This window comes from Microbacterium sp. CGR1, assembly GCF_001266755.1.
Lineage (GTDB): Bacteria > Actinomycetota > Actinomycetes > Actinomycetales > Microbacteriaceae > Microbacterium.
In genome coordinates this window covers 2,972,604-2,996,330 of sequence record NZ_CP012299.1, presented here as the reverse complement: position 1 = coordinate 2,996,330, position 23,727 = coordinate 2,972,604, and the positions used below count along the sequence as shown (strand labels likewise).

General features: G+C 68.1%; 25 protein-coding genes. 13 read left to right on the top strand and 12 right to left on the bottom strand.

Annotated features, from left to right (window positions below; genetic code table 11):
* Nucleotides 1-32: 32 nt before the first annotated feature.
* Nucleotides 33-2,546, top strand: coding sequence for a DEAD/DEAH box helicase (locus AKG07_RS14430; protein ID WP_053098517.1), 2,514 nt, complete (start codon nucleotides 33-35; stop codon nucleotides 2,544-2,546).
* Here AKG07_RS14430 and AKG07_RS14425 read toward each other — a convergent pair.
* The 3 genes from AKG07_RS14425 to AKG07_RS14415 are packed head-to-tail and all read right to left on the bottom strand — an operon-like array spanning nucleotide 2,543 to nucleotide 5,288.
* Nucleotides 2,543-3,538: a D-alanine--D-alanine ligase family protein gene (locus AKG07_RS14425; RefSeq protein WP_053098516.1), complete on the bottom strand. Its 996-nt coding sequence runs from the start codon at nucleotides 3,536-3,538 to the stop codon at nucleotides 2,543-2,545. The two genes, AKG07_RS14430 and AKG07_RS14425, sit on opposite strands and share 4 nt — an antisense overlap.
* The gene (alr, locus tag AKG07_RS14420) at nucleotides 3,535-4,683 is read right to left on the bottom strand and encodes an alanine racemase (RefSeq protein WP_082297959.1); all 1,149 of its coding nucleotides are present in this window, start codon (nucleotides 4,681-4,683) and stop codon (nucleotides 3,535-3,537) included. The genes AKG07_RS14425 and alr overlap by 4 nt, the downstream gene beginning before the upstream one ends.
* Nucleotides 4,680-5,288 carry a M15 family metallopeptidase gene (locus AKG07_RS14415; RefSeq protein WP_053098515.1) on the bottom strand — a complete coding sequence of 203 codons (609 nt, stop codon included), beginning with the start codon at nucleotides 5,286-5,288 and terminating at the stop codon, nucleotides 4,680-4,682. Before AKG07_RS14415 ends, alr begins: the two co-directional genes overlap by 4 nt.
* Before the next feature lie 102 nt (nucleotides 5,289-5,390).
* Between AKG07_RS14415 and AKG07_RS14410 the strand changes: the two genes are divergently transcribed.
* The gene (locus AKG07_RS14410) at nucleotides 5,391-6,062 is read left to right on the top strand and encodes a response regulator transcription factor (RefSeq protein WP_053098514.1); all 672 of its coding nucleotides are present in this window, start codon (nucleotides 5,391-5,393) and stop codon (nucleotides 6,060-6,062) included.
* 28 nt (nucleotides 6,063-6,090) lie between these two features.
* On the top strand, nucleotides 6,091-7,167 hold the full coding sequence (locus AKG07_RS14405) for a sensor histidine kinase (RefSeq protein ID WP_053098513.1): 1,077 nt from the start codon (nucleotides 6,091-6,093) through the stop codon (nucleotides 7,165-7,167).
* A gap of 198 nt (nucleotides 7,168-7,365) precedes the next feature.
* Here the strand turns inward: AKG07_RS14405 and AKG07_RS14400 are convergent, their stop codons facing one another.
* The gene (locus AKG07_RS14400) at nucleotides 7,366-8,022 is read right to left on the bottom strand and encodes an FMN-dependent NADH-azoreductase (protein WP_053098512.1); all 657 of its coding nucleotides are present in this window, start codon (nucleotides 8,020-8,022) and stop codon (nucleotides 7,366-7,368) included.
* A gap of 79 nt (nucleotides 8,023-8,101) precedes the next feature.
* Between AKG07_RS14400 and AKG07_RS14395 the strand changes: the two genes are divergently transcribed.
* Nucleotides 8,102-8,440, top strand: coding sequence for a winged helix-turn-helix transcriptional regulator (locus AKG07_RS14395; RefSeq protein ID WP_053098511.1), 339 nt, complete (start codon nucleotides 8,102-8,104; stop codon nucleotides 8,438-8,440).
* Nucleotides 8,441-8,604: 164 nt separating this feature from the next.
* On the opposite strand, the gene AKG07_RS14390 is transcribed toward AKG07_RS14395, so the two are convergent.
* The 3 genes from AKG07_RS14390 to AKG07_RS14380 all read right to left on the bottom strand — a co-directional run bounded on the left by AKG07_RS14390 (nucleotide 8,605) and on the right by AKG07_RS14380 (nucleotide 12,795).
* Entirely contained in the window at nucleotides 8,605-10,122 is a 1,518-nt protein-coding gene (locus tag AKG07_RS14390; protein WP_053098510.1) for an SDR family NAD(P)-dependent oxidoreductase, read from the bottom strand.
* A 181-nt stretch (nucleotides 10,123-10,303) separates the two neighbouring features.
* Nucleotides 10,304-11,509, bottom strand: a complete 1,206-nt coding sequence (locus AKG07_RS14385; protein ID WP_053098509.1) for a hypothetical protein — start codon at nucleotides 11,507-11,509, stop codon at nucleotides 10,304-10,306.
* Between the two features lie 68 nt (nucleotides 11,510-11,577).
* Nucleotides 11,578-12,795: a hypothetical protein gene (locus AKG07_RS14380; RefSeq protein WP_053098508.1), complete on the bottom strand. Its 1,218-nt coding sequence runs from the start codon at nucleotides 12,793-12,795 to the stop codon at nucleotides 11,578-11,580.
* Nucleotides 12,796-13,033: 238 nt separating this feature from the next.
* Between AKG07_RS14380 and AKG07_RS14375 the strand changes: the two genes are divergently transcribed.
* Genes AKG07_RS14375 through AKG07_RS14360 form a run of 4 tightly spaced genes read left to right on the top strand, consistent with a single transcriptional unit; the run spans nucleotide 13,034 to nucleotide 15,055 of the window.
* On the top strand, nucleotides 13,034-14,098 hold the full coding sequence (locus tag AKG07_RS14375; protein ID WP_053098507.1) for a M4 family metallopeptidase: 1,065 nt from the start codon (nucleotides 13,034-13,036) through the stop codon (nucleotides 14,096-14,098).
* Nucleotides 14,073-14,378 (top strand): protealysin inhibitor emfourin, encoded by a 306-nt coding sequence (locus AKG07_RS14370; protein ID WP_053098506.1) that lies wholly within the window; start codon nucleotides 14,073-14,075, stop codon nucleotides 14,376-14,378. The genes AKG07_RS14375 and AKG07_RS14370 overlap by 26 nt, the downstream gene beginning before the upstream one ends.
* 35 nt (nucleotides 14,379-14,413) lie before the next feature.
* Nucleotides 14,414-14,752, top strand: a complete 339-nt coding sequence (locus AKG07_RS14365) for a hypothetical protein (RefSeq protein WP_053098505.1) — start codon at nucleotides 14,414-14,416, stop codon at nucleotides 14,750-14,752.
* Nucleotides 14,753-14,812: 60 nt separating this feature from the next.
* Nucleotides 14,813-15,055, top strand: coding sequence for a hypothetical protein (locus AKG07_RS14360; RefSeq protein WP_053098504.1), 243 nt, complete (start codon nucleotides 14,813-14,815; stop codon nucleotides 15,053-15,055).
* A gap of 9 nt (nucleotides 15,056-15,064) precedes the next feature.
* Here the strand turns inward: AKG07_RS14360 and AKG07_RS14355 are convergent, their stop codons facing one another.
* The gene (locus AKG07_RS14355) at nucleotides 15,065-16,120 is read right to left on the bottom strand and encodes a mechanosensitive ion channel family protein (RefSeq protein ID WP_053098503.1); all 1,056 of its coding nucleotides are present in this window, start codon (nucleotides 16,118-16,120) and stop codon (nucleotides 15,065-15,067) included.
* A gap of 85 nt (nucleotides 16,121-16,205) precedes the next feature.
* Here AKG07_RS14355 and AKG07_RS14350 point away from each other — a divergent pair, with 85 nt between their 5' ends.
* Both AKG07_RS14350 and AKG07_RS14345 read left to right on the top strand, forming a co-directional pair.
* Entirely contained in the window at nucleotides 16,206-16,943 is a 738-nt protein-coding gene (locus AKG07_RS14350; protein WP_053098502.1) for a ribonuclease H family protein, read from the top strand.
* 38 nt (nucleotides 16,944-16,981) lie between these two features.
* The gene (locus AKG07_RS14345; RefSeq protein ID WP_053098501.1) at nucleotides 16,982-17,404 is read left to right on the top strand and encodes a DoxX family protein; all 423 of its coding nucleotides are present in this window, start codon (nucleotides 16,982-16,984) and stop codon (nucleotides 17,402-17,404) included.
* A 78-nt stretch (nucleotides 17,405-17,482) separates the two neighbouring features.
* Here the strand turns inward: AKG07_RS14345 and AKG07_RS14340 are convergent, their stop codons facing one another.
* The 3 genes from AKG07_RS14340 to AKG07_RS14330 form a co-directional block, all read right to left on the bottom strand.
* Nucleotides 17,483-18,460, bottom strand: a complete 978-nt coding sequence (locus AKG07_RS14340; RefSeq protein ID WP_053098500.1) for an SRPBCC family protein — start codon at nucleotides 18,458-18,460, stop codon at nucleotides 17,483-17,485.
* A 1-nt stretch (nucleotide 18,461) separates the two neighbouring features.
* Nucleotides 18,462-18,857, bottom strand: coding sequence for an ArsR/SmtB family transcription factor (locus AKG07_RS14335; RefSeq protein ID WP_053098499.1), 396 nt, complete (start codon nucleotides 18,855-18,857; stop codon nucleotides 18,462-18,464).
* A 519-nt stretch (nucleotides 18,858-19,376) separates the two neighbouring features.
* Nucleotides 19,377-19,730, bottom strand: coding sequence for a MerR family transcriptional regulator (locus AKG07_RS14330; RefSeq protein WP_042538356.1), 354 nt, complete (start codon nucleotides 19,728-19,730; stop codon nucleotides 19,377-19,379).
* Between the two features lie 192 nt (nucleotides 19,731-19,922).
* Between AKG07_RS14330 and AKG07_RS14325 the strand changes: the two genes are divergently transcribed.
* The 3 genes from AKG07_RS14325 to AKG07_RS17740 all read left to right on the top strand — a co-directional run bounded on the left by AKG07_RS14325 (nucleotide 19,923) and on the right by AKG07_RS17740 (nucleotide 23,056).
* Nucleotides 19,923-21,440 (top strand): SulP family inorganic anion transporter, encoded by a 1,518-nt coding sequence (locus AKG07_RS14325; protein ID WP_042538242.1) that lies wholly within the window; start codon nucleotides 19,923-19,925, stop codon nucleotides 21,438-21,440.
* Between the two features lie 273 nt (nucleotides 21,441-21,713).
* Nucleotides 21,714-22,295, top strand: a complete 582-nt coding sequence (locus tag AKG07_RS14320) for a hypothetical protein (protein ID WP_042538244.1) — start codon at nucleotides 21,714-21,716, stop codon at nucleotides 22,293-22,295.
* Nucleotides 22,296-22,510: 215 nt separating this feature from the next.
* Nucleotides 22,511-23,056 (top strand): hypothetical protein, encoded by a 546-nt coding sequence (locus AKG07_RS17740; RefSeq protein ID WP_136057006.1) that lies wholly within the window; start codon nucleotides 22,511-22,513, stop codon nucleotides 23,054-23,056.
* 276 nt (nucleotides 23,057-23,332) lie between these two features.
* On the opposite strand, the gene AKG07_RS14315 is transcribed toward AKG07_RS17740, so the two are convergent.
* Entirely contained in the window at nucleotides 23,333-23,698 is a 366-nt protein-coding gene (locus AKG07_RS14315; RefSeq protein WP_042538246.1) for a rhodanese-like domain-containing protein, read from the bottom strand.
* Nucleotides 23,699-23,727 lie beyond the last annotated feature (29 nt).

Below are 23,727 nucleotides of genomic sequence, written 5' to 3'. Positions count from 1 at the left end.
TGCCCTGCCGGAGGTGGGATGATCGACAGACCATGCCTGCGATCCTCGACCACACGACGCTGACCGACGGATCCGATGCGGATGCCGTCTACACGGCGTTCGTCGAATGGGCCGAGTCGACCGGCATCAGCCTCTACCCCGCCCAGGACGAGGCGGTCATCGAGATCGTCTCGGGCAACAACCTGATCCTGTCGACGCCCACCGGCACCGGCAAGTCGCTCGTCGCCGTCGGCGCACATTTCGCCGCGCTGGTCGAGGGGCGCCGCTCGTTCTACACCGCCCCGATCAAGGCGCTCGTGAGCGAGAAGTTCTTCTCCCTCGTCGACGTCTTCGGCGCCTCGAACGTCGGCATGATCACGGGCGACTCCTCGGTCAACCCGGATGCCCCGATCATCTGCTGCACGGCCGAGATCCTCGCGAACCTCGCACTGCGCCAGGGCACGGATGCCGCGGTGCATCAGGTCGTCATGGACGAGTTCCATTTCTATGCCGACCCCGACCGCGGATGGGCCTGGCAGGTGCCGCTGCTCGAGCTGCCGCAGGCGCAGTTCATCCTCATGTCGGCCACACTGGGCGACGTGTCGCAGCTGTCGAGCGACCTCACCCGCAGGACGGGCCGTGACACGGCATCCGTCACCGGCGTCGAGCGCCCGGTTCCGCTGCACTACTTCTATGAGACGACGCCGATCCACGAGACGATCGACGACCTGCTGGGCACGGGCCAGGCGCCGATCTACGTCGTGCACTTCTCGCAGGCCGCTGCGATGGAGCGGGCCCAGGCGCTGTCGAGCACCAAGGTCGCCACTCGCGAGCAGCGCGACGAGATCGCGGCCCTGATCGGCGGTTTCCGCTTCACGACCGCCTTCGGCAAGACCCTCTCCCGCTTCCTCCGCGCCGGCATCGGCGTGCACCATGCCGGGATGCTCCCGAAGTACCGGCGCCTGGTCGAGCAGCTCGCCCAGCGAGGTCTGCTGCGCGTGATCTGCGGCACCGACACGCTCGGCGTCGGCATCAACGTGCCGATCCGCACGGTGCTGCTGACCGCTCTGACCAAGTTCGACGGCACCCGGATGCGGCGGCTCAGCGCCCGCGAGTTCCACCAGATCGCCGGGCGGGCGGGCCGCGCGGGCTTCGACACGGCCGGCACCGTCGTCGCCCAGGCTCCGGAGCACGAGAGCGAGAACGTCGCCGCGATCAAGAAGGCCGGCGACGACCCGAAGAAGAAGCGCAAGATCGTGCGCAAGAAGGCTCCCGATGGCTTCGTCTCGTGGGGCGAGCCGTCGTTCCGCAAGCTGATCGACGCCGAGCCCGAGACCCTCACCTCGCACATGCAGATCACGAGCGCCATGATGCTCAACGTGATCGGGCGCGGCGGCGACGTCTTCGGCAACATGCGCGCACTCGTCTACGACAACCACGAACCTCGCAAACGACAGCGCGAACTCGCTCTGCGCGCCATCGGCATCTACCGCACGCTGCTCGAATCGGGCGTCGTCGAGCAGACGGCCGACGGCGAGATCCGCCTGACCGTCGATCTGCAGCCGAACTTCGCCCTGAACCAGCCGCTGTCTCCGTTCGCTCTCGCCGCCTTCGAACTGCTCGACCGCGACCCGGCTGCCGGCACTGGAACCGGGTCGTACGCCCTGGACATGATCTCGATCGTCGAGTCGACGCTCGATGATCCGCGGGCGATCCTCGGACAGCAGGAGTTCCTGGCACGGGGCGAGGCCGTCGCCGTCATGAAGCGCGAGGGCATCGAGTACGACGAGCGCATGGAGCTGCTCGAGGAGATCACATATCCGAAGCCTCTCGACGAGCTGCTGACCGCCGCGTTCGAGACGTTCAGCGCCGCGCAGCCGTGGATCCGCGACTTCGAGCTGCATCCGAAATCCGTCGTCCGCGACATGTACGAACGAGCCATGTCCTTCGGGGAATATGTCGCGTACTACAAGATCGCGCGGTCGGAGGGCGTCGTGCTGCGCTACCTCTCCGACGCCTATCGGGCGGCCTCGCAGACCATCCCCGAAGAGGCGAAGGACGAGGATCTCCGCGACCTGATCGAGTGGTTGGGCGAGCTGGTGCGCCAGGTGGATTCGAGCCTGCTCGACGAGTGGGAGGAGCTGGTCAACGGCGTGCTCCACGGCCCGGACGACGAGCCGATCGTTCCGCCGGCGCCGAAGAGACTGACATCGAACGTCCGCGCCTTCCGCACTCTCGTGCGCAACGAGCTGTTCCGTCGGGTGCAGCTGGCCGCCCGCGAGGACGTCGCCGCCCTCGCCGAACTCGACCCGAGCTTCGGCGCCGACGCCTGGTCGGATGCGCTCGACGGATACTTCGCCGATCACGACGAGATCCTCACGGGCGCGAACGCCCGCAGCTCTCAGCTGCTGCTCCTGACCGAGGGTGCGACGGAGTGGACCGTCCGTCAGATCCTCGACGACCCGGCGGGCGACCACGACTGGGGCATCTCGGCCACCGTCGACCTCGCCGCCTCCGACGAAGAGGGCGCGGCCGTGGTCACCGTGACGGGCGTCGACCGCCTCTAGGCGACCCGCTCGAGGCCGGCCCTCCGGCGCGCACCGTCACCGCCTGGCACCTCAGCGGCTCGCACGAGGCGCGACACGAGGTCGACGTACGACACATCGGCCGCCGCGAACATGCGCGGCGCCTGCGAGGCCGCGGTGAGCCCCGGCATCGTGTTGACCTCGTTCAGCACCGGGCCCTCGGCGGTGAGGAAGAAGTCCATCCTGGCGAACCCGGCGCATCCGAGGGCGTCGAACATGGTCAGTGTCGCACGCGTGAGCGAGGTCGTCTCGGCCGTCGACAGCTGCGCGGGCACGGTGAATCGCGCGCTGCCGTCGTACTTCGTGGCGGTGTCGAAGAGGCCGGCGGCGTGGATCTCGAGCGGCGGCGCCGCCCAGCGGACGCCACCGGCTTCGCGCAGGACGGCGACATCGATCTCCCTCCCCTGCACGACCTCTTCGATGAGGATGCGGCGGTCGAACCGCGCCGCCTCGCGGAGCGCCGGCCCCAGTTCATGCTCTCCCCGCACGAGCGAGACGCCGTAGCTCGAACCGGCCGACACCGGCTTCACCACCACGGGCCCCTCGAACTCGGCATCGCCGCAGTCCGCCGCATCGACGACGCGTCCCCGTGCCGTTCGCAGCCCTGCCGCTTCGGCGACGAGCTTGGTGGCCCACTTGTCCATGCCGATGGCTCCGGCCCGCGGACCCGATCCGACCACGCGCACCCCTGCGAGACCGCACAGTGCCGCGAGTGCTCCGTCCTCTCCCAGGGGTCCATGCACGGCGGGGAATACGACGTCGCAGTCGGCGAGGAGCGGCATCGCGAGAGCGAGGGATCCGGCGGCGGTGGCACCCTCCGAGACGCCCGCCACCTCCCACACGCCCTGCCGCGAGATCGTCACCGTGCTCACGTCGTATCCCCCGAGCCGCAGGGCCTCTGCGACCGCTGCCGCTGAGGCGAGCGACACCTCGTGCTCGGCGTTCTGCCCTCCCCCGATCACCAGCACTCTCATGCGATGGCCCTCTCGACGCGGGAGCCGATGCCCGTCACGACGGTGTGCGGGATGCTCCCCGCCCACCGCGCCCACTCCTGCATACTCGGCACCGCGCCCCCCTCGGGTCCGAAGACCACGGCCGTGGTACCCCTCGGCATCGAGAGGTCACCCGTGTCGATCACGATCTGATCCATCGATACGCGACCGACGATCGGGCACCGGATGCCGTCGACCGCCACTCCTGCGCCCGCACCGAGCTCCCGCGGGATGCCGTCGGCATACCCGACCCCGATCACGCTCAGATGCGAGGTGCGCGTCGTCACATATGCGCCGCCGTAGCCGATCGCGGTGCCCGCCGGCACGACACTGCTGTGCACGACCGATGCCGTCAACCGCGCCGCCTCCTGCAGCGACACCGTCTCCGACGGATCGATGCCGACGAGCCCGGCGCCGACCCGGACCATGTCGAAGTGCGTGGCGGCATCCGTCAGCGTCCCGGACGTCGCCGCGAGATGCACGAGCAGAGGACCGAATCCGGCACGCAGCACGGCATCCCTCGCCTGTCGCATCCGGAGCACGGCGGGCGCGTTCTTCGCCGGGTCGGCGGCGTCGGCGTCTGGCAGGTGCCCCATCACCCCGACGACGTCGATGCGTGCACGACCCGAGTCGCGGCCCGTGCGAGCCACCCGCAGCAGCTCGGCCCAGTCCTCGAGCGGTACGCCGCCCCGCGACATGCCCGTGTCCATGTGCAGATGCACGCGAACGCACCCGTTCGGCAGTGCCGACGCATCCGCGATCAGCTGCCGCAGCTCCTCGACCGAGCCGACAGCCAGATCGACGCGATCCGCGACGACCTGCGCGACGTCGACCCCGGCGGGGTTGAGCCAGGCGAGGATCGGCACCTCGATCCCCGCCGCACGCAGCGGGGCGGCATCCTCGGCATCCGTGATCCCGAGCCACTCGGCTCCGGCCGCGATCGCCGCGAGAGCGACGGTCACGGCGCCGAGGCCGTAGCCGTCGGCCTTGACGACCGCCATGATGCGGGCGTCCGTGGCCGATCGGATCCGCTCGACGTTCGCTCCGATCGCGTCAGGGATCGTGTGCAGTGTCGGCGGGTGAACGCGCGAGAGGGTGAGGCGTGGAGTGGTGAGCGCCGTGGTCATCGCTGCGTCCTGGGATCGGTGGTCGGGTCGTCGTACATCAGCGGGCACCCGTTCGCCGGGGCCGCCGGCCGCAGCTCGAAGTGCCAGCGCTCATTCGCGTAGATCTGGCAGAGGCCGAAGTCCGCGCCGTGGCGTGCCAGCCAGTCCTGAGCGGCGAGAGGGCCGAGGTCGACCGCGTCTCCCGATACGTGCTCGGAGTTCTCGGGGGTGGCGACCCAGCGCGCGGCCTCCTCTTCGGAGCCGTACTCGACGACCGCATCCTGACGCAGCACCTGCTGGTAGCCGGCCGACCGCCAGCCGCTGTTCACATGCATCCGCACGCCGTCGTGCTCGGCAGCGGATGCGGCAGCGCGCACGGCGGCGAGCAGGTCGGAGTCGAGATTCGTCACGGCGGGCGTGTCGTCGAACACCGAGACCGCGCCCTCCTCGCGGATCATCCCGTCCGCCTCGCTGAGGGACGACGGCGCGACGGTCGGCACGACGGATGCCGACGCCAGAGACTGCTGACCGATCAGCACGACCGAGACCGTGAGAGCGACGGCGAGCAGGGCGGCACCGACGATCGCGGTGAGGCGTCGCCGTGAGGAGGTGGAGCGAGTGTTCATGTCCTCAGTCAAGAAGGAGGCGTGTTGCGACGACGTATGCGATTTCTCATATGCTCCCGATATGTCCGGGTGCGTAAGCTCTGAGCACATGGGAGCTGTGTCGTGCGTGTGCTGATCGTCGAGGACGAGCCCTATCTCGCGGAGGCTGTGCGAGACGGCCTGAGGCTCGAGGCGATCGCGGCGGACATCGCCGGCGACGGCGACACGGCCCTCGAGCTGCTCAGCATCAACTCCTACGATCTCGCGGTACTCGACCGCGACATCCCCGGCCCGTCGGGAGACGATGTGGCGAGGTCGATCGTGGCCTCGGGCAGCGGCATCCCGATCCTCATGCTCACCGCGGCCGATCGCCTCGACGACAAGGAGTCGGGTTTCGAGATCGGCGCCGACGACTATCTCACCAAGCCCTTCGAGCTGCGCGAGCTCGTGCTGCGCCTGCGGGCGCTCGACCGTCGTCGCCACCGCGCCAGGCCGCCCGTGCTCGAAGTCGCAGGGCTGCGTCTCGACCCGTTCCGCCGCGAGGTCTTCCGCGACGGCAAGTACGTGGCCCTGACGCGCAAGCAGTTCGCGGTGCTCGAGGTGCTCGTCGATGCGGGCGGCGGAGTCGTGAGCGCCGAGCAGCTGCTCGAGCGCGCGTGGGATGAGAACGCCGACCCGTTCACGAACGCCGTGCGCATCACGGTCTCGTCGCTGCGCAAGCGACTGGGCGAGCCGTGGCTGATCCTCACCGTCCCCGGCGTCGGCTACCGCATCGGAACGGATGCCGATGGCTGATCCCGTTCGGCCCGTGAGGCGCCGAGGCATGAGCGCCCGCTGGAAGCTCACGCTGAGCTATGCGGGCGTCGTGGTCGTGTCAGGCATCGGTCTGCTCGCGGCCGTCGCCGTGTACCTGCTGCGGTATGTACCGGATGCCGCGATCATCGCCGACCGCTTCGTGCCGAACCGCTCGGACCTGATCCGCGCATTCATTCCGGCTGCGATCGTGATGATGCTCGTGCTGCTCGCGATCGGAATCGGCGGCGGATGGATCATCGCCGGACGGATGCTGGCCCCCCTCGACCGCATCGGACGGGCAGCGCAGCTCGCCGCGCAGGGGTCGCTGTCGCACCGGGTCGCCCTCGAGGGACCGCGCGACGAGTTCCGTGATCTGGCCGATGTCTTCGACTCGATGCTCGAGCAGCTCGAGGCGCACATGGGCGAGCAGCAGCGGTTCGCCGCCAACGCCTCGCACGAGCTGCGTACCCCGCTCGCGATCTCGCAGGCGATGCTGGAGGTCGCCCGCAACGACCCCGACCGCGACGTCGACGCGCTGATCGACCGACTGCACGAGGTCAATGCGCGCGCGATCGAGCTGACCGAGGCCCTGCTGATGCTGAGCCGTGCCGAGCGCCGCGCGTTCACCCGCGAGCCGGTCGACCTGTCACTGCTCGCCGAGGAGTCGACCGAGACGCTTCTGCCGTCGGCCGAGCGACGTGGTGTGTCCATCGACGTCGGCGGTGACACCGCGAACGTGCTCGGATCCCCCGCCCTGCTCCAGCAGCTGATCACGAACCTGGTGCACAACGCGATCGTTCACAACCTGCCCGCAGGCGGCACGGTCATCGTGCGGACGCATGTTCTGCCGCAGGCGGTGGCGTTGGTGGTCGAGAACACGGGCGACGTGCTGCCCGCCCATCTCGTCGCGACGCTCGCGGAACCGTTCCAGAGAGGTGCCGACCGCACGCGCGGCGAGGATCACGGCGGTGTCGGCCTGGGCCTCGCCATCGTGCAGCGCATCGCCCAGGCGCATGACGGATCCCTCGTGCTCACCGCTCGGCACGGCGGGGGTCTGAACGTGACGGTGTGGCTGCCGCATCCGTTCCCCCGGCCCCTCGCCTGAGGCGGCGGTCGGTCGTCCGGAGGTCCGGGTCCTGCCGGTCGTCCCGGGTCCTGTGCCGTCTGCAGGACCGAGGCACGGATGCAGGACCAGAAACCGTGTTCTGACCCCGCATCCGTGCCCTGATCCTGCAGACGGGACACCTGGAGGGGCGGGACCAGACGGGACGCCTGGAGGGGCGGGACCGCTCAGGATGCCGGGTCAGGCGACCTGGTCGCCCCGCAGTGCGGCGAGCTCGCGGCCGTACGTGCGCGCCGACTCCTCGGCGTTCTCCTTGAGCTCGCGGGCGGTGTCGGCGAAGGCGTCGAGAGCGGGGTTCACGCCGACGAGGGTGAACGGACGCTCGACGATGCGCAGGTCGAGGCCCCAGACGTCCTCGAGCACGCGGCGCAGCCATCCGGTGGAGTGGTCCCAGCCCTCCTTGGGCGTTCCGGGGGCGTAGTTGCCGCCGAGCACGGTGACGAGGGTCGCCGGCTTGCCGCGCAATGCGGTGCCCTGCGGGTCGATGCGGGAGTCGGTGTAGGCCAGGTCGAACCAGGTCTTGAAGTGCTGCGAGACGCCGTAGTTGTAGAGCGGCACGGCGAAGAGCAGCGCGTCGGCGCCGATCAGCTCGTCGGCGAAGGTGGTGGCGAGGGCGCGCGCTGCGCGCTGAGCGTCGGTGCGCTGGGCGTCGTCGACGAATCCGCCGGTCACGGCATCCGCCCATGCCGTCGCGGGCACGGGGTCGGCGGCGAGGTCGCGGCGGGTGACCGTGGAGTCCGGGTGCGAGGCGGTCCACTCGGCTTCGACGAGGTCGGCGAGCGAACGGCTGGCGGACGACGCGGGCAGGATGCTGGCATCCAGGCGGAACAGGGACATGAGACGTGCCTTTCGTTTTTCGTAGTCACTCTGTTTTTCTTAGCGACTCGCGTTAACGTAGCACAGGTATGATGGGCGCATGGCCGAGATCGACGAAGAGCGTCACGTCTGCGACGCCGCCGTCACACTGGCCTTCAGCGTGCTCGGCAAGCGGTGGAACGGCATGATCGTCTCGTCGCTCGGCGGCGGCCCGTCGACGTTCGTCGCGCTGCGCCGCGGGGTGTCCGGCATCAGCGACACCGTGCTCTCCGACCGGCTGGCAGAGCTCGCCGAGGCCGGGCTCGTGGCCCGCGCAGTCGACGCCGGTCCGCCTGTCACGGTCTCGTACTCACTGACCGACAGCGGACGTGGGCTGCTGCCCATCCTCGATCAGCTCGGCACCTGGGCGTCCGAGAACCTCGAGATCCGCGCGCACTGACCGTCGCGCGCGGCCCAGGGTGGCGACCAGCACACCGTTCGCAGGACCGAAGCCCGGACGCAGGACCAGATTCCCCGTCCCCTCCTGCAGACGGGATCTCACCCTGCAGACGGCACAGGTCGGTCCGTGCAGTCACGGCAGCCCGCAGCTCAGAGGCCGCCGACTCACCAGGGGCTGGGCTCGTAGTCCTTCAGGAACACGCCGTGGATGTCTTCGCCGGCCTCGCCGCGCACGATCGGGTCGTACACGCGGGCCGCTCCGTCAACGAGGTCGAGCGGGGCGTGGAAGCCCTCCTCGGCCAGGCGCACCTTGGTGAAGTGGGGGCGCTCGTCGGTGATCCAACCGGTGTCGACGGCGGTCATGAGGATGCCGTCGGTCTCGAGCATCTCGCCGGCGCTCGTGCGCGTCAGCATGTTCAGCGCCGCCTTGGCCATGTTCGTGTGCGGGTGACCGGGACCCTTGTACCGGCGCGAGAACTGCCCCTCCATCGCCGAGACGTTGACCACGTACTTGCGGTTCGCCGACGAGGCCGCCATCGAGGCGCGCAGGCGACTGATCAACAGGAACGGCGCCGTCGTGTTGGCCAGCTGCACCTCGAGCATCTCGAGCGGATCGACCTGATCGATCGACTGCACCCAGCTGTTCGTGCGGTTGACGTCGGGCACGAGTCCGCCTGCGTCGATGGCGGTGCCGTCGGCGTGCTTCTCGAGCGACGACGAACCGGGGGCCATCGCGAGGCGTGCGAGGTCTTCGGCTGTCAGCGCCTGACCGCCCTGCTCAGCGACGGTGCCGCCGAGCGCCGCGACGGACAGCAGCGGATGCGCATCGACCGAAGCCTGCAGCGCCTGCGGATGCGGATCGGCGGTGTGCCCGAATGTCTCCATCTCGGGCAGCGGTCCGTCGGGAAGCGGCTGCAGCTCGGCATCCGCCAGGAGAGAGTATGACCCCGGTGAGCGGCGCACGGTCTGCGCGGCGTTGTTGATCAGGATGTCGAGCGGTCCCTGAGCCGCGACCGAGTCGGCGAGGCCGATCACCTGAGCGGGGTCGCGCAGGTCGATGCCGACCACGCGCAGGCGGTGCAGCCAGTCGGCCGAGTCGGGCAGCGCCGAGAACCGACGAACCGCATCGCGGGGGAATCGTGTGGTGATCGTCGTGTGCGCGCCGTCGCGCAGCAGTCGCAGGGCGATGTGCATGCCGATCTTCGCGCGGCCGCCGGTCAGAAGCGCGCGCTTGCCGGTCAGATCGGTGCGGGCGTTTCGCTTGCCGTGACTGAAGCGGGCGCAGTCCGGGCAGAGCTGGTGATAGAACGCATCGACCACCGTGTAGGGCTGCTTGCAGATGTAGCAGTTGCGCGGCTTGAGCAGCTCGCCGGCGATCGGGGCGTCGACGACGCTCGTCGCGAGGTCGTGCCCGCGGGTCTCGTCGTCGATGCGGTCGGGAGCGCCGGTCGCCGTGCGGGCGACGACCGCCTTGTCGGCGTCGGCGATCGCGTCGCGGATCTCCTTGCGACGCACGCGCTTGACCGCCTTGAACATCGCCGCCGTCGCATGACGCACGGCCACGAAGTCGGGGTGCTCGTTGTCGATCTGGTGCAGCTCCGACAGGACTCGCAGCGTGGTGGCGAGATCCTCGGGGTCGATACCGGCACCCAGGTCGGAGGCGGCGTCGGGTGCATCGGTCATTGTGCCGATTTTACGCGACTTCTCGGGGTGTCTTCCTGGGAGCGCGGGCGGGGCGCCGGGGCTCGACCTCCACAACTCCGGAGACGCGCGCACCACCGGGTTCGCGCTCCCCGGAACGGCGCACAACGGGGAACGAGAGCCGCGTGGATCTCCGGAGTTGTGGAGCGGTACCTCGCGCCGGTCAGTGGCCGGCGGCGCCGACCACGACGAACTCGCCGGGCACGACGTCGAGCGTCGCCTCGGCCGCGACCTCGCCGGTGTGCAGATCGACGGCGACGATACGGTTCTCTGCCGGCTCGGTCACGTAGGCGACGTCGCCGACCACGCGGAGTCCCGGGTGCGGCTGCTGCCACTCGTCGGGGCTCTCCCACGGCTCGATCACATCCCACGAGTCGACCATCGCGCCGGTCTCGTCGAGCACGTTCAGGGTGCCGTCGGATGCGAGCACGATGATGTTGTCGTGCCCGTCGCGGCCGACTCCGCGCCACGTGTACTCGACGCCCTCCGGGAGGTCGACCACCGACAGGCTCTGCGCGTCGGTGTCGACGAGCGCGAGCTGCGACAGCAGGTAGCCCTCCTGGTCGGGGTCGGACTTGTAGTCCAGGGCGGCGATCGCACTCGTCTCGGTCACGTACGCGTTGCCCGAGCGACCGAAGTCGTCAGGCGCCTCGAGCTTGGTGAACGCTCCGTCGGCGAACACCAGCACGCCGTCTTCGCAGCCGAACACGATGGTCTCGCCCTTGAGCGCGCCTTCGCCGTGCACCCCGGGGCACTGCTCGTTGCGGGCCAGCTCGCCGCCGTCCTCCGCGAGCAGGCGGGCGCCGCTGCGCGACTCCGACGTGCCGATGGTCGACAGCAGCGTGCCGTCGGACAGCTCGATCGCGACTCCGTGATGAGCGGCCTCCGATGCGACCGTCCGCGAGTCCGGCAGCGTGCCGGTGCCGACGGCATCCGTGTCGAAGAGCGTCACGTCTCCGGTGCCGTCGTCGAACAGAGCGGTGCGCCCGGCATGCGGGGTGGCGTGGCCCGGGGTGACGGCGTCGAAGATCTCGCCGGTGAACTCCACCGTGTCCGAGGCGAGGCCGGTGTCGAGCACGTGGAATCCGTCGGCCGCGGTGACGAAGACGTGTCCGTCGTGGTCGCCGGCCGGGTTGACGCGCAGGAAGCCGTTCAGCTCGGCGGAGTCGACGGTCTCGAGGGTCTCGCCGTCGAGCACGGTGATGCCGCCGTCATAGGCGATGGCGACTCTGGTGTCGCCTTCGTGGTCCGACGACGACTCGGGCTTTCCGGATGCCGACGGCGCGGCGGTCGCGCATCCGGCGAGTGCGACCACGGCGAGCGTGGCGATCGCGCCGGCCGCGAGGCGGCTGCGGGCGGGTCGATGCATGGGTGTCTCCTTCTTCTGGGGGGGTGCGCGGGTGCGCGTGACGACGGATGCCGTCGATGAGTCCGGTGTCAGCCGACGAGCTGGAGGTACTGCGGATCGAGGCCGTCGAAAGTGCGGGAGACGGTGCCGTCGCCGTGGTCGATCTCGTGCACCGCGCCTGTGGCCGGGTCGGAGACGTACGCGTGATCGGCGTCGATGACGAGGTGCACGAGGTCGCGCAGGGCAGGGTCCGCGACGGATGCGGCGAGCAGGGCGCTCGTGCGCACGAGTTCCGAGCCGTCGGCGGCCAGCACCCGCACGGTGCCGTCCGCCGCGATCACGACGGTGCGGCTGTCGTCGTCGCCGATGGCCACGGCGCGCAGCAGCGGGGTGTCCGTGGCGAGCAGCATCCATTCGCGGGCTCGGGAGTCGAGCAGCCAGGCGCCTCTGTCGCCGGCGACGCCTGCGAGATCCGGTCGGTCCGCGCGTCCGGCGAGAACCGGTGCCGCGACGGCGCCCGCGGGGTAGGGGATCGACTCGGCGACGAGCGCACCGCCGACTTCGCGGGTCACGAGCACGGCACCGGCGTCGCACGCGAAGACGGCGCCGACACGGGTGAGGTCGACGTCGGTCGCGTTCGTGCAGGGCACGGCGATGCCGGTCGCGGCGCCTTCCGCGTCGAGGATCTCGATCGTCTCGTCGGTGGCGGCGAGGAGGTGCCCGGAGAACGGGATGACGGGTCCGGCCGGGTCGACGGGGAGTGTGAGGTGAGGCGCGTCGTCGAGATCGGCGAGCTTCTCGTGGTCGATGAGGGCGACGTCGCTGCCGAAGCGGATGGCGGTCGCACTGTCACCGACTCGGATGTCGACAGGGCCCTCTCCGTCGATGGTTCCGAGCACCCCCGCGTCGCCGAAGAAGGAGTGCGAGTGGTCGCCGTGCGGCACCGTCCAGCGGCCGGAGTCGATCACGTCGACGACCGTGCGGTCTCCCTCGACATGGGTCACGTGGGCGAAGCGGCCGACGCCGAGCACGGCATCCGCATCCGCGTCCCCCTCTGCGAGCGTCGAGCGTTCTTCGGTCTCGAGGTCGAGCAGGGTCAGCTCGCCGTCCGCGTCGGCGACGACGAGCGCGAGAGCCGGCGATGCGACCTCGGCCGCTCCCCCGCCGTCGACCCCGTCGTTCGGCGGAATGCTCGCGCTCGATGCAGGAGCCGGGGCATCGGATGCTGCGCACGAGGTCACCGTCAGGGTGGCCGCGAGCAATGACACGAACAGGAGAGTGCGGCCGGCGCGGGGAGAGGGGGTCACAGGAGCCCACTTTATTGATAACGATTCTCAGTATCAAGTCGGCGTCATTTCCCGTTATCGTCGTGTCGTTCCGACACCGTCCGTGTGCGCCGGCTCGGTGACACATGCTTCCCTCGGCCAGAGGCCCGGAATCCGGCCGATGCAGGCGCATCCGGCCGACCGAGGCGCACGTACGGCGACTCCGCACGGCCCCGCCAGCCCTCGCCCGAACGTCGGACCCCCGGCGTAGGGTCTGAACATGAGCAGCCACACCGAGATCCCCGGAGTCGTCCCGTCCTACCTGCTCGCGCGCCTGGCCGAGTCGGGCCGCTATCCCCGTGCGGCCGCCGCCGCACGGCAGACGCTGACGGCGGGCAGACCGCCGTTCCGTGCGCGCATCGATCTGTCGATCGACGAGAACGGAGACCTGGTCGCCGAGCTGTCGGACGCGCCGAACCGCACGATCAGCGACGCCGGCAACACCCAGAACCTCCCCGGGGCGATCGTCCGCGCCGAAGACGACGAGCCGGTGGCCGACACGTCGGTCAACGAGGCGTTCGACGGACTCGGGGCGACGTTCGAGATGCTGCTCTCCGCCTTCGGGCGCAACTCGCTCAACGACGCCGGCGCCCCTCTCGACGCCACCGTGCACTACGGCATCGACTACGACAACGCCTTCTGGGACGGCGAGCGCATGGTGTTCGGCGATGGCGACGGCGAGGTGTTCGTCGGCTTCACCTCATCGACCACCGTGATCGGCCACGAACTCGCGCACGGTGTGGTGCAGTACACCGCAAACCTCGAGTACCAGGGTCAGCCCGGCGCGCTGAACGAGTCGATCGCCGATGTCTTCGGCGCGCTCACCGAGCAGTACCTCCTCGGGCAGACCGCCGCAGATGCCACCTGGCTCATCGGGGCGGAGATCTTCACGGAGGCCGTGCAGGGCAGTGCGCTGCGGTCGATGATCGCCCCGGGAACGGCCTACGACGACGACGAGCTCGGCAAAGACCCGCAGCCCGATCACATGAGCGGATTCGTGCGCACGACAGAAGACAACGGCGGCGTGCACATCAACTCGGGCATCCCCAACCGGGCCTTCGCCCTCTTCGCCATCGACCTCGGCGGCAACGCCTGGGAGACCGCCGGAACGGTCTGGTACCGCGCGCTCACCGGCGGCCTGTCGAGCACTGCGAGTTTCACGGAGTTCGCCGACGCGACCCTCGCCGCGGCATCCGCCATCGACGACGCGACTGCCGCAGCCGCTCGACGTGCGTGGGCGACCGTGGGAGTCTATGAGGATGAGCGAGTCCCCAGAGTCGAGTGACGCGCCGGTCGTCATCGCGGTGGTGCGGACGGGCGGCATCGCCGGCATCCGTCGCAAGTGGCGGGTGGAACCAGACCCGACCGAGACGCACCACTGGATCGCGATGATCGACAGCTGCCCGTGGGATGCCGACAGCGATGCCGATTCTGGCGCAGACCGCTTCGTGTGGCTGATCCGCGTGCGCACACCGTCGGAGGAACGCGAACGCGAGCTCCCCGACTCCGCACTCGACGGGCCGTGGCGAGAACTCGTCGATGCGGTCCGCGAGGCCGCGGCCTGACCGAACGATCCACAGACGACGAGAGGCACAACCCCGTGACGACCGAAGAGGCCGCCCGGCTGCTGCAGCTGGCCCGAGACGCCTACCACCGCGGTGACGCGTTGCTGCACCTCAACGTCGAGGTCAGCCGACTCACCGGCGAGGCCTCGACCTGGGGATCTGCGCAGAACGGATTCATGAGCGATGACAGCATCGGCTATTTCCTGAGCGAGGTCGAACGCGTGGGCTGGCGGCTCGATCACACGGGGTACACGTTCGTCGAGTCCGGGGCGACCACCTCGGCGCGCATGCTCAGCACCGGCACCGGCGTCGTCAATCACGGCGCTGTCGAGGGGTACTTCACTTTCCGTCGGCGCCAGCCGGCTGAGGCCTGACCCGATCAATCCGGTGTGAATCCGACCGCCCCTTCGCGAGGCGGGTCGAGAATGGGACCCATGGGACTTTTCCAGCAGCGCTCCGATGACGAAGAGAATCAGTGGACTCTGCCCTCCGAGCCGCTCGAGCGGTCGGAGACCGAGGTGCTCGACGCCGCGCCGGCGGTCGACCCGCTGGCCATAGGACTCGGCCTCGGTGCCGGCGCATCGATCAGCTCCGTCGCCTTCCCCGTCGCCCCGCCCGCTCCCGCGGCGTTCTCGATCGAAGATCGCGAGCCCGAAGACCGCGAGCCCGAAGGCTGACCCGCCTTCTCAGTCCGCGAGCTGCGGGGCACCCAGGTCGACTCGCGTCCGGGGGAGTGCCTCGGGATGCTCACGCTGCAGCCAGCCGATCATCTTCTCCCGTACCTCGCAGCGCAGTGTCCACTGATCGCCCGAGTCCTTGGCCGACATCACCAGGCGCACCGTGACGTAACCGCCCTGTGCCTCCGTCACCGCGGAGTCGTAGGAACGGCCGTCCCAGGCGGGTGACGCCTCGACGATGCGCTGGAACTCCAGCCGCAGCTCATCCATCGGCACTCGCCAGTCGAGATCGAGGTAGACCGTGCCGAGGATCTTGTCGGAACGTCGCGTCCAGGTCTCGATCGGTGTCGTCGTGAAGTAGCTGCACGGAATGACCAGGCGGCGCTCGTCCCAGATGTAGACGACCACGTAGGACAGGTTGATCTCGCCGACCCGCCCCCATTCGCCTTCGACGACGACCACGTCGCCGACTCGGATCGCATCGGTGAAAGCGACCTGCACCCCTGCGATGAGGTTGCCGAGGATCGACTGCGCAGCGAGTCCGGCGATGATGCTCACGATGCCGGCCGAGGCCAGCAGGCTGGTGCCGACGGCCCTCATCTCGGGGAAGCTGAAGAGCACGGCCCCCAGAGACAGCACGGCGATCGTGACCAGAACGAGCCGGTGGATGACGAGCAGCTGCGTGCGACGGCGGCGGGCTTCCGGACCGACGAGCAGCGTCTCCTCTCTGGCCATCAATCGCTCGAAGCCGAATGAGATCGATGCGCCGAGCAACCACGAGCCGGTGAGGATCGTGGCGATCAGGAACAGCCGGGACACCACCGGCCACCATTCCTGTGTCGCCGGCTCTGAGATCGCACCCGCGATCCAGATCGCGACCACAGCGGTCGTCGCGATCATCGCGTTGCGCACGCGTCTGGCGAGATCGCGCACCCATGGCACACGACGGCTGAGCAGCGAGGCGGCGAGCGCCAGCACCGCGAGTGCGGCGGCAGAGATCACCGTGAGGATGGCGATCGACGCGGCGGTGCCGACCCAGGAATCCCAGGAGAAGTCGGTAGGCATCGATCCACACTATGTCCCGCGGCGGGCGGAGGCGAACGCACGTAGCCGCGCAAGGAGTGTCGCCGCGCGCGGCTACGGTTGAGGGATGACGATCACCGCCGCCGCAGACGGCTCCGCCCTGGGCAACCCCGGCCCGAACGGCTGGGCCTGGTACATCGACGACGCCAACTGGGCCGCGGGTGGCTCCCCGCACGGCACGAACAACCAGGGTGAGCTGCGGGCCGTGCTCGAACTGCTGCAGGCGACGGCCGGCATCTCCGAGAAGCTGATGATCGAGTGCGACAGCCGCTACGTGATCGATTCGGTGACCAAGTGGATGCCGGGATGGAAGCGCAAGGGCTGGCGCAAGTCGGACGGCGGGCCCGTGCTCAACCGCGACCTGCTCGAGGGCATCGACGAGGCGATCCGCGGGCGCGACGTCGAGTTCTCGTGGGTCAAGGGCCACGCCGGCCACCCCCTGAACGAGGCGGCCGACGAGCGCGCGAACGCCGCGGCGAAGGCCTACCAGGCACAGCAGGAGCCGCGCCGCGGGCCCGGGTTCACCATGGCGACGGATGCCGGGGCCGCTGCCGCAGCATCCGCCCCGATCGCCGCCGCAGCGACACGCGGCGAGCAGGATGCTGCGGCATCCCCGGCCGTCGCGACGTCTCTCGCCGAACCTCTGTGGGCCGAGCCATCCGATCTGCTCGACAGCCTCTACGCGCCGGTCGACGATCCGATCGAGGTGCGACTCGCGTTGTCGAGCGACGAACACGCCCGCCTGCGCGATCGCGCCGAGGCACAGGGCGTCACGCTCGAAGAGGCGCTCCGCCGCCTGATCTGACGGCCCTCACCCCTGAGGGCCCCGCGTACACTCGCACCATGGCGAAGAATGTCGCACGCACCATCGGCCGGGTCTTCCTGGGTTCCTCGCTCGTCTTCGCGGGCGTCTCGCATCTGACGTTCGCGCGCGAGGAGTTCCAGGCGCAGGTGCCGGAGTGGGTGCCCATCGACCCGGACGTGACCGTGCTCGCCTCGGGGGTCGTCGAGATCGGACTCGGCACCGCGCTGCTCGTCGCGCGCAAGCACCGCGGACTGGTCGGCGTGATCACCGCACTGTTCTTCGTCGCGGTCTTCCCCGGCAACATCGCGCAGTGGACGCATCACCGCGACGGCTTCGGCCTCGACACCGACATGAAGCGATTCGTGCGCCTGTTCTTCCAGCCCGTGCTGATCGCCCTGGCCATCTGGTCGACGCGCCGCCCGCGCCGCGACGCGGCCGGCTCCGCTCCCGCCGCTCCATAACTCCGAAGCTCTGCACCGGAACGGCGGAAGACCGGCCGTTCCCCGAGGGATGCGACCGGCCTTCCGGAGTCGTGGAGCTCAGACCGCGAGCAGCTCCCGCTCGAGGCGGGCGTACGAGGTCTCCATGCCGTCGGCCATGCCGGTGGCGAGGATCATGTCGCGCGTCTCCTTGTCGGGGTACTCGATGTAGAGCGTGATGAGCGTCGCCCCGTCCTCTTCGTAGAGGTTCAGGTCGTTCAGCGTCTCGACCGGCATCCCGATCATCCGCTCGGTCTGCACCGACCGCCGCGGTGCGTCGATCAGCAGCGCCTCGCCCTCGAATCCGAACGGCTGCCCCTCGGTGTCGCCCACGGGCGCCCACGAGTTGCGGTAGGTCTGACCGACCTCGGTGGCAACCACGCACTCGGTCATCTCCCACCCGTCGGGTCCGAGCAGCCACTGCTTCATGAGCTCGGGGTCGTTGTGCGCACGCCAGACCAGTTCGCGCGGTCCCTCGACGAGACGCCTGATGCGCACGTGGGTGTCGTCGAGCAGCTCGACCTGCGTGCCCTTGCCCTGCGCGTAGTCGCGCAGATCCTGCAGCACGGCATCGAGCTGGCTCATCGCCAGCTTCAGACCCTCGATCTGGCCCATCTCGACGACCTGCTCGATCGCCTCGACCGAGTCGAAGTGACTGGTCGTGACCATGCGGGTGCCGCCTGGGGTGGACTCGAAGGCGAACGACATCCGCTGCGCGGGGAAGCCGTCGAGAGGGTTGCCCTCATCGTCGACGAACGAGTCGAGCACCTCGAAGCTGTGCGGGGCATCGATCGAGAGGAACTCCCACGACCCCGACGACTTCTCGCCGCGCGGCCCGCTCATCGAGTACTGCGCACGTCCGCCGACCGTGTGGTCCCAGGCGGTGAAGGTGGCCGGCCATCCGGGAGGGCCCCAGAAGCGCTCGAGCTGGCGCGGGTCGCTGTATGCGGCCCAGACCCGCTCGATCGGCGCCGCGAAATCGGCGACGACGGTCATGGTGAGGTTGTCGGCATCAGTGGTGACATCCGTGACGGGCATGTCAGTCTCCTTCTTCGGTTCGTGGAACATCGGTGGTGTCTGTCGTATCGGTGCGGGATGCCGGCGTCTCGGCCAGCAGCTCGTCGAGCCGGGCGATGCGCGAACGCCACAGCTCTTCGTATCGGGCGAGGAGCGCCCTGGCGCGGGCGATCATCTCGGGGTTCGCGCGGACGAGCCGCTCGCGTCCCTCGGCGCGCTTGACGATGAGATTCGCCGCTTCGAGCACGGCCACGTGCTTCTGCACCGCGGCGAACGACATCTCGTATTCGGAGGCGAGGGTCGAGACGGACTGCTCCCGCTCGATCGTCCGACGCAGGATGTCGCGTCGGGTCGACGTCGCCAATGCGTGGAACACACGGTCGACCTCCGCTTCGCTCAGTTCTCTTTGTGCAACCATTTGGTTGTACGTTAGACCCGAGTGAGAGCGGATGTCAAGGGTTCTTGTGAGTTACGTCTTTAGATCGGACTAACCGCTTTACATCGGATTACCCGCCGCTCGATCGGACTTAGTCCGGGCTAAAGCAAGTGTCGGGAGATTGACAGCGGTGTGCGGCGCTGATCCTGCGGGCAAGCCACAACGCGTGACGAACCTGACGCTCCGCCCTCGGGATGGCAATGCAGCCAGCTGAGGTCACGCAGACGAGTCAGATCTTCAGACTGGCCCATGAGCGACGACGGTTTGACGAGTGAACCTCTAGACCTCGATTACGGGTGCTTTCTTGCTGACAGAGCCTGCGCCGAAACCCACACATCACCTGTTTCGGTGCCCTACGGTTTCGGCAGGGGGTTACGGCGGAGCGAGGCACGGCGTGTCGCGCTTCCCACCAGCACCGAGGATCCCCGGCCGCAAACGATCGTTTTCGGCAGACCGATCGACTATGGGCCGAGGCCTCCAACGCGGTGCATCCGTCTCTCTTTAGAGCTGACCGAGCAGTTGCACGAACTCGTCGGCCATGGCGAGCTGCTCCGTGAGTTTCTGGCGACGCTGGTCGGCGCCGTCGCGGATGTCATCGATCCGGGCGCGCAACGCCACGTCGCTCGGGTCGACGGTGAGGGCGTCGACGACGTCGAGGAGTTCGCGCATCTCGTCGAGGGTGTATCCCAACGGTTTCATTCTGCGGATGATGAGGATGCGATCGACATCTTTCTCGGTGTAAAGCCGGAACCCGCCCTCCGTGCGCGCGGACGGCTGCACGAGCCCCACGTCGTCCCAGTGTCGAAGCGAGCGGAACGAGAGCGCCGTGCGCTCGGCCACTTCGCCGATCCGCATCGTCTCGACGGTCCTGTGTTCGTCTTCCACTGATTTCCCCACAACACTCACGTTACGTTAGAGTCTAGATCGGCGCGGCTCTCGCGCCCGCTCCCCTTATCTTTCCGTGTCGGCCTGACCGACGCCTGCGCACCGCTGCGCTCCCATTCGTTTCCCGCGCTCTCACGAGAGAGCCCAGCACCCGGAGGGCACATGACTGCCGTCACCCCCACCCGCGACTCCGCGTCGCGTTACCGCATCGAACCCACCGTCATGCAGGCGCTGCGCAGCCCGCGCCTTTTGACCCGTGAAGTCCTCGCGGGCCTCGTCGTCGCCCTTGCCCTGATCCCGGAGGCGATCGCGTTCTCGATCATCGCGGGCGTCGACCCCCGAGTCGGCCTGTTCTCGTCCTTCATCATGGCCGTCGCGATCGCGTTCCTCGGCGGACGCCCTGCCATGATCACCGCGGCCACCGGAGCAATCGCGCTCGTCATCGCGCCCGTCGCTCGTGAGTACGGCATGGACTACTTCATCGCCACGGTCCTGCTCGGTGGACTCATCCAGATCGTCCTCGCGTTGCTCGGGGTCGCCAAGCTGATGCGGTTCATCCCGCGCTCGGTGATGGTCGGGTTCGTGAACGCTCTGGCGATCTTGATCTTCACTTCGCAGTTTCCGCAGCTCATCGGCGTTCCCTGGCTGGTCTACCCGCTCGTCGCGGTCGGCCTGCTGGTGATGTATCTCATGCCGCGGATCACGAAGGTGATCCCGGCGCCACTCGTCGCGATCGTGCTGCTCACCGCGGCAGTCGTGGTCTTCGCGTGGAACGTGCCGAACGTGGGCGATCAGGGAGAACTTCCCGAGAGCTTGCCGGCGCTGTTCATTCCGAATGTGCCGCTCACCTTCGAGACGCTGCAGATCATCGCTCCCTACGCGCTGGCTATGGCCGTGGTCGGCCTGCTCGAGTCGCTCATGACCGCGAAGCTCGTTGACGACATCACCGACACCCACTCCCGCAAGACCCGCGAGGCACTTGGACAGGGCGCCGCGAACGTTCTCTCCGGCGCGTTCGGCGGCATGGGTGGCTGCGCGATGATCGGCCAGACCATGATCAACGTCAAAGCCTCCGGCGCACGCACCCGGATCTCGACCTTCCTCGCCGGCGTCTTCCTGCTGGTCCTCGTGCTCGCGCTCGGCGACGTGGTGGCGATCATTCCCATGGCAGCGCTCGTCGCCGTCATGATCCTCGTCTCGATTGCGACTTTCGACTGGCACAGCATCCGCCTGAGCACGCTCAAGCGCATGCCGAAGAGCGAGACCGCCGTCATGCTCATCACCGTCATCGCCACCGTCTGGACCCACAACCTCGCCGTTGGCGTCATCCTCGGAGTCGTGGCCGCGATGATCATGTTCGCCCGACGCGTCGCACACTTCGTCAGCGTCACCCGCACCCTCAGTGACGACGGCGACACAGCGCATTACGCCGTCGATGGAGAACTCTTCTTCGCCTCCAGCAACGACCTCACCACCCAGTTCGAGTACGGCGACGACCCCGACACGGTAGTCATCGACATGAGTCACTCCCACGTCTGGGACGCTTCCACCGTGGCCGCCCTCGACGCCATCGTCACCAAGTACGAAAACCACGGGAAGACCGTCACCATCCAAGGCCTGAACGACACCGCAGCAGCGTTCCACGGCCGCCTCACCGGAAACCTCGGCGCCGGGCACTGAGTCACGATTCACGCAAGAAGAAGGGGCGGCCTCGGGTCGCCCCTTCTTCGTCATCCACCGACGCCGCCGCTCCTCGACCCTCAAGCTCGGCATCGAGCGCGAGGCTCGGCCCTCCAGCGCGCCGAAATAGTCTGCCGAAACCGGCTTCCGGTGCACGTTTGCGGCACCCCTCGCAGAGCAGAATACGAAATCACGCCGTAAACGATCGTTTTCGGCACTCCACAACTACGGAGTATGCCCTTCGTCAGATGAGACCCACCGTAGGCTCAGAGGATGAGCACGGGTCAGGTGTTGCGCATCCCGTTCGAGTCGAAGGGGTTTGCAGGCGTCGTCACTGTAGACACGGTGACGAGCACGAACATTTCGCAGACTGGGCTGAACGCCCTTCTGAACGATGTGCCACACGAACGGCTCATCGGCTACCCGATCATGACGGCAACCGTTGAGCATGCCGGCTCCGGCTACAACGCTGTGTTCGCCTGGGTTCAGTTCGTGGAGATGACCCCCGCAGATGAATCGCCCTCGACAGCGTTCTTGGACAATATGCCGAGCCTGAACCAGCAGGGTCCTTTCAGTTCGCTTGGGTTTCTGCCGACGCTGTTTGACGCCCCCGCGAATCCCAACGCGCCAGACCTTCAATGGCGCGCCCATTCATATCTTGTCCGGTTCTCTGTTTACGAACCGCGAGTGATCACGCCGATTGCAGCGTTCCAATGGGGGTACGACCTATGCGCGGGAAAGCCCAGCGTCGTACATGCGACCCCTCTTCCCTGGCAAGACATGCTGCGCTGGACGAGCTCGCTGCCTGACTCGTTAGGCGGTTGGGACGTTAACGTAGCTCCCGACGCTGACTAGTGGCGAGCTCCTAGCGTCGCTGTCACCCGCACGCTCAGCCGAAAACCTCTGCCGCTTGGTGGTTACGCCGCGCGTTTTCGGCAGGCCTTCCGTTGCACACGCCAGGATCGCGCCGTAAACGATCGATTTCGGCTGCGATCGCGGCTATTCTCCGGGGGATCCCGTTGAACCACATCTCCGACATTTCTCGAGCTTCGGAGTGAGAGAGTGAGAGCGTGGAGATGAGGCGGAAGGGCAGAGCGGGCGCGATGTTCCTCTGCGCAATCGTGGCGACGACAACATTCACAGGATGCGCTGTCGAATACCATGGCTATCCCAGCGGAATAGATGGTGTGCTCTGGCGACAAGTCGCATCCTTCGAAGATCCTCTATCCCAGCGTCTCTACAGTCCCCCAGTTGATGGTCCGACGGCTTACCTCGACACCCTTCCTGGCGCACGGTGGGATGGCGACGCCCTCTCAGCGGCTGAGTTCGAGATCGAGCAGGGTGGCATCGTCCTCTACAACATCTCTTCGACGGATGCCTTCGCTCACGTCTCGGTGTTCATCGCCTCAGGACCACGACCGGCCATCCCGACCGATGATGGCTATGCCTACAACGGGCCAAGCGAGGTTTACACCTGCTACGACGTGAGGGCCGATTTTCGCTCGCAGCCAATGCCGTCAGCAGAACGAGACATCCTCACGAAGTGTCCAACACCCCTCGTGGAACTCTTAGCCGAGGATGCCGCATTTGCTAGTGGTGAGGTGTTCGACGGGTAGGCATCGACTTTTTCCGTCCGCCGGCGATCAACGGGAGCTGCCGAAAGCGCCTGCCGAAACGCGCTTCCGGCGAACGTTAGTGGCACCCTCGAAAGCGCACGACACCTGACCTCACCGTAAACGATCGTTTTCGGTGGGCTAAGGCGAGCAGGTTTGAACAGTCGGGGCGGGCATCTGGCGACCCCGCCCCGACTGTGCATCGCGAGGCAGTGCTCGAGCGATGCGGTGGCGTGCTGTGCACGCAGGTACGTGCTCGTGGGGGCGAGCACGTACGTCTCAGGGCTGCACGACGGGGAGGCCTGTCGTGGCGGCGGCGTCTTCCAGGGAGCCGAGGTTGAGGAGGTCGGTGAAGCCGGCCTGCTTCATCAGGTCGATGGCGACTCCTGCCCGGTTACCTGAACGGCAGTAGACGAGGTAGGTGGCTTCGGGGTCAAGGTCCGGCAGCGCAGCTTGGAGGTCGCCGCCCGTGACGTCGAGCAGGAGGGCGCCGTCGAGGTGGCCGGTGGCGCGCTCGGCGGGGGTGCGCACGTCGATGATGACCGCGTCGGGGCCGAGGTCAGCCTGTGGTGTGGGTGTGCTGGCGCAGGAGGTGAGCGTGAGTGCGGTGATGACGGCGAGGGTGGTGAGGGTTAGGCGGCCCATGTGCGTCCTTTCGTTGTGAGGGAGCGAGA